An 8,809-nucleotide genomic window follows, 5' to 3' on the forward strand; every position below is an offset into this window, starting at 1 on the left:
GAAGGACAAATGTATTTACTAGAAAAACAATAGAAAGGTTGGTTAGATGGAATCAATATCTGTAGGGTTATTAGGATTAGGAACAGTCGGATCCGGGGTCGTAAAAGTCATTGAAAGTCATCAGGATAAACTTATGCATCAAATCGGCTGTCCGGTACAAATCAAAAAAGCTCTCGTTAAAGAGATCAATAAAGTGAGAGATGTAGATATTGATACCTCCATTCTCACGTTAGACCCAGAAGAAGTTCTTTTGGATCCGGAAATCGATATCGTCGTTGAAGTGATGGGAAATATCGAAGAGACGAAAGAACATTTGGTGAAGGCCATCACCAATAAAAAACATGTCGTGACAGCTAATAAAGACTTGATGGCTGTTTACGGGCCAGAACTGCTTTCGCTTGCATCTGAAAACCAATGTGATCTGTTCTATGAGGCAAGTGTCGCAGGAGGTATTCCGATTTTACGAGGCTTAGTAGATGGCCTGGCATCAGACCGGATCACGAAAATGATGGGGATCGTGAATGGGACAACCAACTTCATTTTGACGAAGATGACAAAAGAAGGACGCTCGTTTGACGATGTCCTCGCTGAAGCACAAGCATTAGGCTTTGCAGAAGCCGACCCTACGGCTGATGTCGGCGGACTGGATTCTGCCCGTAAAATGGCAATTCTCTCAACATTAGGATTCTCCATGAACATCGACTTGGATGATGTCAAATTGAAGGGCATCACAGAAGTAACTGAAGATGATCTCCAATATGCAAAGCAATTCGGATATATCATGAAATTAATCGGATATGCCCATCGTGAAGGGAACCGAGTAGAGGTGAGTGTTGAACCTGCATTGCTTGAAGAATCCCACCCATTAGCCTCGGTGAATGATGAATATAATGCGGTATACGTATACGGGGAAGCGGTTGGTGAAACGATGTTTTACGGGCCTGGAGCTGGGAGTCTTCCGACGGCTACTGCAGTCGTATCTGATCTTGTTGGCGTGATGAAGAACATGCGCCTTGGTGTTAACGGTAAAAGCGCAGTGAGTCCTCAATTCTTAAAGCAACTGAAGGATGACGAGGAAATCTATTCGAAGCATTTCCTACGTCTTCATGTAGAGGATGAGGTCGGTGTGTTATCGAGTATCACTTCGGTGTTTTCACAAAACGGAGCAAGCTTTGAAAAAGTACTGCAAAATCCTCTCGGGGAGGAGAAAAAAGCCGAAATCGTCCTGGTGACTCATAAAACATCATTGAAGAGTTTTGATAAAATCCTTGTGGAGCTGCGTGATTTGAAAGGTGTTCAATATGTGAAAAGTACGTATCGTGTTGAAGGAGGAGATGCTTGATGAAACGTTGGGGCGGTCTTTTATCAGAATTCCGATCATTTTTACCTGTAACTGAAGAAACACCTGAGTTGACTTTGAATGAAGGCAATACGCCCCTCATCAAGCTGGATACACTCTCAAAAGAGCTCGGTGTTGAACTTTTTGCAAAAATCGAAGGGGCAAATCCGACTGGTTCATTCAAAGATCGTGGAATGGTCCTGGCGGTTGCAAAAGCTAAGGAAGCAGGGAGTGACACTGTTATATGTGCTTCGACAGGGAATACATCAGCTTCAGCAGCAGCATATGCCGCCAGGGCTGGAATGAAGTGTATCGTCGTCATACCAGATGGCAAAATCGCCCAGGGTAAGCTCGCACAAGCGGTCATGTATGGTGCAGAAATTGTTTCGATTGAAGGAAACTTTGATGAGGCGTTGGAAATCGTACGTGAGCTGAGTGAAAAAGAAGCCATGACGCTCGTGAACTCGGTTAATCCATATCGACTCGAAGGACAGAAGACTGCAGCTTTCGAGGTGTGTGAGCAGCTAGGTGAAGCCCCTGACATTTTAGCGATTCCGGTCGGCAATGCAGGGAACATATCTGCCTATTGGAAAGGTTTTAAAGAATATCAACAATCAAATAACTCAGGACTACCGAAAATGATCGGTTATGAAGCAGAGGGAGCGGCAGCGATCGTCCATGACCGTGTTTTCCCTCAACCCGAAACTCTTGCAACAGCGATCAGGATCGGCAACCCTGCCAGCTGGAAACTTGCTCTTTCAGCAGTAGAAGAGTCCACAGGGAAAATTGATGAAGTGAGTGATCCTGAAATCGTTGAGGCCTATCAATTACTTGCCAAAATGGAGGGCATATTTGCGGAACCGGCCTCTTGTGCATCACTAGCTGGTATTCGGAAACTCCACGCCCAAGGCAAGCTAGATCCTGGTCAGAGGGTCGTGCTCGTATTGACAGGTAACGGACTGAAAGATCCAGTTACGGCGATGACAGAGAGCCCAGTACAGCCTGTAAAGCTGCCAAAAGATCCAAAGGTCGTAACGGAATATATCAAAGGGACTGTACAATCATGAAGAATTGGCGGATCAAAGTTCCAGCAAGTACAGCCAATCTTGGCCCAGGCTTCGATTCGGTCGGCTTAGCCCTTGACCGCTATTTGACATTGACTGTTTCTTCACATCATTTATGGGAAGTGAAGGCTCTGTCACCTTCCTTAGAGGAATTTCCGAGCGATGAAACGAACTTCATCGTCAGAACGGCATTAGACACTGCCAATGTATATGGAATCGAACTTCCTCCATGTCTAGTCGAAGTGAAAAGTGATATCCCTTTGACAAGAGGGCTAGGTTCGAGTGCAGCGGCCATTGTCGCTGGCATTGAGTTAGCTGATACGATTGGAGATTTAGGTATACCGAAAAAGAAAAAGCTTGAACTGGCAGCTAAGTATGAAGGACATGCTGATAATGTGGGAGCATCCCTTTATGGCGGGCTCGTCATCGCCTGTGATACGGGCGATGGAATCGAACTCCAGCACTTTGATGATTTACCTATATCCGTCGTAACCGTGTCGCCGAAAGAAGAATTGAAAACAGAAGAAGCCCGTGAAGTGCTCCCTGAGAAGATAAGTTTTTCAGAATCGGTCAAAGCAGGTGCGGTATCAAACGTCTTGATCGCAGCTTTATTGAAACGAGATTGGAAAGTTGCGGGCAAAATGATGAAATGTGATTTCTATCATCAGCCTTATCGTAAACAGCTTCTTCCACATTATGAAAAAGTCGAACAAATCGCCGATGATAATGGTGCTTTTGGTGTCGCCTTGAGTGGGGCTGGACCGACGATTGCCTGTTTTGTCGAGGAGGAGAAAGCCAACTGGCTGTATTATAAATTGCATCAAGCATTGCCACATATGCTTGTCCAGAACCTGAGTATCGATGATAAAGGCGCCACTATCAAATCCTATGCACACGATGCAGTCTTATAATTCGATGAAAAAGCTATTATTGTATTGGTTAAAGAATGACGTTGATTTCTTAGAAATTCACTCCCTTTCCGCGGGCCATAGAAAAGCGGAAGCGACCCGGTTAGACACGACGGTCACTGGAAAACTGACGAGGAGGCTTTCGCCGCCACAGAAGTTTGAAGTGATCCAAGTGACTGCTCGCTGAGCAAGACATCACTTCTCTGAATGCGGGGTCTCACCTGGCTCGCTGTTCCCGCAGGAGTGTCTTGAATTTCGTTTAAAATCAAGACGAAGATTAACAAAGCCATTGTATTAATGACAGGTGTTAAGGTAATGTTGTGTATATAACCTTTGGTATTAAGGAGATACACAATGTACCAATCGATAGATGAAATGTTTATGAAAAAAGCAATCGAAATGGCACAAAAAGCTGCTTCTATCGGAGAAGTGCCGATCGGAGCTTTGGTTGTAAAAGATGAAGAAATCATTGCATCAGGATATAACTTGAGAGAAACTGAACAGCGATCTGTCGCCCATGCTGAGTTGATCGCGATTGATGAAGCATGTAAAGCGCTAGGAACATGGCGTTTGGAAGGTTGTACGTTGTATGTCACACTTGAACCTTGTCCGATGTGCTCAGGAGCAATCGTCCTTTCAAGAGTTGATCGCGTGGTGTATGGAGCCAGTGATCCGAAAGGCGGCTGCGCAGGAACCTTGATGAACCTATTGGACGAGCCAAGGTTCAATCACCAGGCGATGGTCACGTCCGGTGTATTGGAAGAGGATTGCGGTAAGATGCTTTCAACATTTTTTCGGGCCTTGCGCCAAAAAAAAAAGCAAGAAAAAAAGTCGGATTCCTCTACTTGATGGCTCGGTTGAATCGTGTTATAGTGTTTCTTGCTGCCGTCATAAACGGTAAGCATTATCAGCTGTAAGCGATGGAGGCGTACCCAAGTCTGGCTGAAGGGGACTGACTCGAAATCAGTTAGGGCGTTTGTGCGCCGCGGGGGTTCAAATCCTCTCGCCTCCTCCATTCAAATATTTTACAGTTGATTTTAAAGGCAATCGGGCGTATACTAAAAAGTGCGCATTTTGATTGCGCCTAACAATGTTATCAACTTTGCCGTGCTAGGTGGGAAGGTAGCGGTGTCCTGTACTCGCAATCCGCTATAGCGAGACTGAATCCCTTTCCGAGGTTAGCTGACGTAAGGCCTGCCGTTCGTAAGTGGTGTTGACATCCGGGTCCTGCGCAACGGAGCCCCATGAACCCTGTCAGGTCCGGAAGGAAGCAGCAGTAAGTGGGTCCTCTCCGTGTGCCGCGGGGTTGCCTGGATCGAGCTAACTGCGAATGTAACGCTTAGGAAGGCTTAATCGAAGAAAGGTGCACGGCGTTATACTTACATATCAACACTCATCCTTATTGGGGTGAGTGTTTTTTCTATTGGATTTGTGAATTTTGCGATTTGATAAATAGGGTCCTAGCGCTTTTTCTTTATTTCTGCTTTGAAAAACCAGCTTGGAATCGATATAATAAAAAGGATGATTATTATCGAAAAAGGAGGGCGTGCGGATGGCTTATCAAGCTTTATATAGATTATATCGACCACAACAATTTCAGGATATGGTCGGCCAGGAACATATTACGAAGACCTTGCAAAATGCATTAGTACAACAAAAGCTATCCCATGCCTATTTATTCAGTGGTCCACGGGGGACTGGTAAGACGAGTGCTGCCAAAATCATTGCGAAAGCAGTGAATTGTGAGAAGGCTCCAGTTGCTGAACCGTGTAATGAATGTGACGCATGTATCGGAATCACTAAGGGCTCCGTTTCTGATGTCATTGAAATTGATGCAGCCTCGAACAATGGGGTTGACGAAATTCGTGATATCAGGGACAAAGTGAAATATGCGCCAAGTGCGGTCCAATACAAGGTTTATATCATTGATGAAGTACATATGCTTACGATCGGCGCCTTCAATGCCCTATTAAAGACGCTTGAGGAACCACCGGAGCATGTCATCTTCATACTGGCAACCACCGAGCCCCACAAGATTCCTCTGACGATCATTTCAAGGTGTCAACGGTTTGATTTCAGAAGGATCACTAGTCATTCGATCGTCTCAAGAATGAAAACGGTCATTGATTCGCAAGGTGTACAAGTAGAGGATGAAGCTCTCCATCTGGTAGCTCGAGCTGCCGAGGGCGGAATGAGGGATGCTCTGAGCATTCTGGATCAAGCGGTATCCTATAGTGAAGATACAGTCACCAACGATGATGTTCTAGCTGTAACAGGCACCGTTTCACAATCTCTTTTGTCAGAAATGACGAGAGCATTTCAAGAGAATAATGTCATTGATGCCCTCAAGCATATTGATCATTTGATGGAAAACGGGAAAGATCCAATCCGATTCATTAACGATCTGATCTTTTATTACCGTGATATGTTGCTTTATCAAGCGGCTCCCAATTTAGAAGAAGTGCTTGACCGAGCGCAGGTCGACCGGGAATTTGCCAATCTTGCGCAGAACATTCCAGGTGAGTGGATCTATCGGGTCATCGATGTATTGAACAAAGCACAGCAAGAAATGAAATGGACGAATCACCCGCGGATCCATTTGGAGCTCGCGATCGTGAAGCTTTGTCAAGAAGAGGAGCAGCAGGTATCACAAAGCGTCTCGAACGATGTTGGTCCACTTGTCAATCGGATTGAACAGCTTGAAATAGAATTGCGTACGCTGAAAGAACAAGGAATCGTAAGTTCCTCTTCAGCGAACCAGGCTGAACCCGAAGTTCCGAAACGCACATTCCAATCAAGGACGCCGAAATCGAAAGCGTCTACTGGTCGAATTAAAGAAATGCTAAAAGGCGCTTCCAAAAAGGATCTCCAGGTTTTCAGAGGAAAATGGGGTGACATCATGGAGCGGATCAAATCAAGGATGGTCAACGCCCATGCGTGGATGATCAACGCTACTCCAGTCGCATGTTCAAATGACTCATTTTTGCTTGCCTTCCAGCATGAACTCCACAGCCAAATGGCAGTGAAGGATAATATTCGGGAATGCGTCGAATCCGTTGTATTTGAAACAATGGGTCGCCAAATGACGATGATGACGATCCTCGAGGAAGACTGGGAGAGCGTGAAACAATCGTACATCCAGTCACAAAGGAAATCCGAGCCTGATGAGTCAGAAGGATCTGACCCACAGGCGAATCAAGAACCACAGCCACAGAAAGAAGACCCGATCGTTGATGAAGCCATCAAGCTCGTCGGTTCTGAATTTGTAGAAATAGAAGATTGATCCATAAAAGGAGGAAGTAAAATGAAGGGCAATATGAATAACATGATGAAGCAAATGCAGAAAATGCAGAAACAAATGATGAAAGCACAAGAAGAATTGAAGGATAAAACAGTTGATGGAACAGCTGGCGGTGGAATGGTAACAGTAACCGCAAATGGACATAAGGAGATCCTTGATGTCGTCATTAAAGAAGAAGCCGTTGATCCGGATGATGTCGAAATGCTACAAGACCTTATCTTAGCGGCGACCAATGACGCATTGAAGAAAATTGATGAAGTTGTAAACAAAGACATGGGTCAATTTACAAAAGGAATGAACCTGCCAGGAATGTTTTAAGATCTGATAAAGGGGCTGACCAAAATGAAAAGCGTCAGCCTCTTTTTACACTTAAAGAAAGTATCAAAAACTTTCTTCAGTATAAGCGCAACTAAGGCTCAGCATGCGCCAAGGCTTGGCTTTGCCAAGTTTTCTTTAGACACTTATATCACTAAGAGCCTAAACCGTGCTCTAAAGGATGACCGATGAATTAGCCGTCGATAAGTTGATAACCGGCACGGGTCGTCCCTTTCATTAGGAGGAATTGCAGTGCATTATCCTGAACCGATCTCAAAATTGATCGATAGTTTCATGAAGCTTCCAAGTATCGGTCCCAAAACAGCAGTACGGTTAGCTTTTTTTGTTTTAGAAATGAAAGAAGATGACGTATTTGAATTTGGAAAAGCATTAGTCAATGCAAAACGGGATCTCACCTATTGCTCGAATTGCCATCACATTACCGATCGCGATCCTTGTATGATTTGTGAAGACACAAGCCGGGATCAAACTACAATTTGTGTCGTGCATGATTCCAAAGATGTCATCGCAATGGAAAAAATGAAAGAATACCGAGGAATGTACCATGTCCTGCACGGGGCGATCTCCCCGGTGGAAGGGATCGGTCCTGAAGACATAAAAGTAGCAGAACTCATCAAACGCCTGCAGGATGACACGGTCCAAGAACTGATCATGGCGACGGACCCGAATATCGAAGGTGAAGCGACAGCTATGTATATCAGCCGTCTGGTAAAACCGACCGGCATCAAAATAACGCGTATCGCACATGGTCTTCCTGTAGGAGGAGACCTGGAATATGCAGATGAAGTCACATTATCTCGCGCACTGGAAGGTCGTAGAGAAATCTAATCCACGGAGGCGAGCAGCATCGTGTTCTTCAGTCGAAATGGCCGACTACGTAAAGAAGCTAATGAACGTCTGTTAAATTCTATCGAAACGATCCGGACTGAATGGCTGACAAAGAAAGATCTGATCGAAAACAGTGTAGAACCGTCAGAACAAGTCTTATACGAAGTGAAGTTAGCAAAAGCCAAGTATTTCTTTTTACTTCGAGAAGCAAAAATCCGGAATATCAGAACGAGAAGTTTTTAACAGCTTCCCGTTCTTTTTTTGTCCTCTTCAACATAATCATGGTTATGAGACAACCTGTAAGGAGGATATTGTATGGATCCGTTCTGGGTATTTGCGATCGTTTGCGGTTTGATTATATTGTTATTATTCATCGGCGCTCCATTAAAACCATTACGATGGATCGGACAAGGGGTCATCAAGCTGGTGATTGGAGCGTTGTTGTTATTTTTCCTCAATGCATTCGGAACGGCTATCGACCTTCATATTCCGATCAACATAGCGACAGCTTCTGTGTCAGGTTTTTTAGGGATACCTGGTTTGATTGCACTAATAGCAATTCAGAAATTCATACTATAGATGGGCGTTTTTTCTTACTATAAAACTATGAAAGAGCCGGTTGAAATCTGGTTCTTTTTTCTTGGTTTAAAAATGCTTGCATCGGGAATGACATAGTGATATAGTTGTTCTTGCTGCTCTTGAAAAAACATTATATATCTATGAAAAAAAGCTTTGACAAGTTAGGCGTATGATGATATTATATTAAGAGTCGCAACAAGACATCATAACTAAACAATCTTCGATAAAAGGCAGCGATTTCTGTCGCAGGCCAACGAAGAAAACAGCTCTTTGAAAACTGAACAAAAGCCAAGCGTGAAACGGGTCTTTTTATAAGAACCCTGATCGATTTTTAAGTTTTACATTTAATGAGCAATCAAACGATGCTCAATAAATTCAGTGGCAATTATGCCAATCAATTTATTGGAGAGTTTGATCCTGGCTCAGGACGAACGCTGGCGGCGTGCCTAATACA

At 44.4% G+C, this 8,809-nt stretch carries 9 protein-coding genes, 1 tRNA gene and 1 other RNA gene; all 11 read left to right on the forward strand.

Annotated elements, in window-relative coordinates; translation table 11 throughout:
- Nucleotides 1-46 precede the first annotated feature (46 nt).
- Nucleotides 47-1,342, forward strand: a complete 1,296-nt coding sequence (locus KOL94_RS24600) for a homoserine dehydrogenase (protein WP_221569312.1) — start codon at nucleotides 47-49, stop codon at nucleotides 1,340-1,342.
- Nucleotides 1,342-2,406 carry a threonine synthase gene (thrC, locus tag KOL94_RS24605; RefSeq protein WP_221569320.1) on the forward strand — a complete coding sequence of 355 codons (1,065 nt, stop codon included), beginning with the start codon at nucleotides 1,342-1,344 and terminating at the stop codon, nucleotides 2,404-2,406. Before KOL94_RS24600 ends, thrC begins: the two co-directional genes overlap by 1 nt.
- The gene (thrB, locus tag KOL94_RS24610; protein ID WP_221569313.1) at nucleotides 2,403-3,314 is read left to right on the forward strand and encodes a homoserine kinase; all 912 of its coding nucleotides are present in this window, start codon (nucleotides 2,403-2,405) and stop codon (nucleotides 3,312-3,314) included. The genes thrC and thrB overlap by 4 nt, the downstream gene beginning before the upstream one ends.
- A gap of 351 nt (nucleotides 3,315-3,665) precedes the next feature.
- Nucleotides 3,666-4,160 carry a tRNA adenosine(34) deaminase TadA gene (gene tadA, locus KOL94_RS24615; protein ID WP_221569314.1) on the forward strand — a complete coding sequence of 165 codons (495 nt, stop codon included), beginning with the start codon at nucleotides 3,666-3,668 and terminating at the stop codon, nucleotides 4,158-4,160.
- A 73-nt stretch (nucleotides 4,161-4,233) separates the two neighbouring features.
- A tRNA-Ser gene (locus KOL94_RS24620) sits at nucleotides 4,234-4,326 on the forward strand.
- A gap of 90 nt (nucleotides 4,327-4,416) precedes the next feature.
- Nucleotides 4,417-4,682: signal recognition particle sRNA large type (ffs, locus tag KOL94_RS24625), an RNA gene on the forward strand.
- Nucleotides 4,683-4,863: 181 nt separating this feature from the next.
- Nucleotides 4,864-6,594: a DNA polymerase III subunit gamma/tau gene (gene dnaX, locus KOL94_RS24630; RefSeq protein WP_221569315.1), complete on the forward strand. Its 1,731-nt coding sequence runs from the start codon at nucleotides 4,864-4,866 to the stop codon at nucleotides 6,592-6,594.
- 21 nt (nucleotides 6,595-6,615) lie between these two features.
- Nucleotides 6,616-6,930 carry a YbaB/EbfC family nucleoid-associated protein gene (locus tag KOL94_RS24635; RefSeq protein WP_260412651.1) on the forward strand — a complete coding sequence of 105 codons (315 nt, stop codon included), beginning with the start codon at nucleotides 6,616-6,618 and terminating at the stop codon, nucleotides 6,928-6,930.
- Nucleotides 6,931-7,179: 249 nt separating this feature from the next.
- Complete coding sequence (recR, locus tag KOL94_RS24640; RefSeq protein ID WP_221569316.1) at nucleotides 7,180-7,776, forward strand: recombination mediator RecR; 597 nt, start codon at nucleotides 7,180-7,182, stop codon at nucleotides 7,774-7,776.
- A 21-nt stretch (nucleotides 7,777-7,797) separates the two neighbouring features.
- On the forward strand, nucleotides 7,798-8,019 hold the full coding sequence (locus KOL94_RS24645) for a YaaL family protein (RefSeq protein WP_221569317.1): 222 nt from the start codon (nucleotides 7,798-7,800) through the stop codon (nucleotides 8,017-8,019).
- Between the two features lie 72 nt (nucleotides 8,020-8,091).
- Nucleotides 8,092-8,355: a pro-sigmaK processing inhibitor BofA family protein gene (locus tag KOL94_RS24650; RefSeq protein WP_221569318.1), complete on the forward strand. Its 264-nt coding sequence runs from the start codon at nucleotides 8,092-8,094 to the stop codon at nucleotides 8,353-8,355.
- Nucleotides 8,356-8,809 lie beyond the last annotated feature (454 nt).

Origin of the sequence: Alkalihalobacillus sp. TS-13, from assembly GCF_019720915.1 — a bacterium.
In the GTDB taxonomy this organism is placed as follows: domain Bacteria; phylum Bacillota; class Bacilli; order Bacillales; family Fictibacillaceae; genus Pseudalkalibacillus.

Excerpts from the sequence above, each read along its gene's own strand:
- KOL94_RS24600 (WP_221569312.1), top strand. The coding sequence starts at position 47 with ATGGAATCAATATCTGTAGGGTTATTAGGATTAGGAACAGTCGGATCC.
- thrC (WP_221569320.1), top strand. The coding sequence starts at position 1,342 with ATGAAACGTTGGGGCGGTCTTTTATCAGAATTCCGATCATTTTTACCT.
- thrB (WP_221569313.1), top strand. The coding sequence starts at position 2,403 with ATGAAGAATTGGCGGATCAAAGTTCCAGCAAGTACAGCCAATCTTGGC.
- tadA (WP_221569314.1), top strand. The coding sequence starts at position 3,666 with ATGTACCAATCGATAGATGAAATGTTTATGAAAAAAGCAATCGAAATG.
- dnaX (WP_221569315.1), top strand. The coding sequence starts at position 4,864 with ATGGCTTATCAAGCTTTATATAGATTATATCGACCACAACAATTTCAG.
- KOL94_RS24635 (WP_260412651.1), top strand. The coding sequence starts at position 6,616 with ATGAAGGGCAATATGAATAACATGATGAAGCAAATGCAGAAAATGCAG.
- KOL94_RS24650 (WP_221569318.1), top strand. The coding sequence starts at position 8,092 with ATGGATCCGTTCTGGGTATTTGCGATCGTTTGCGGTTTGATTATATTG.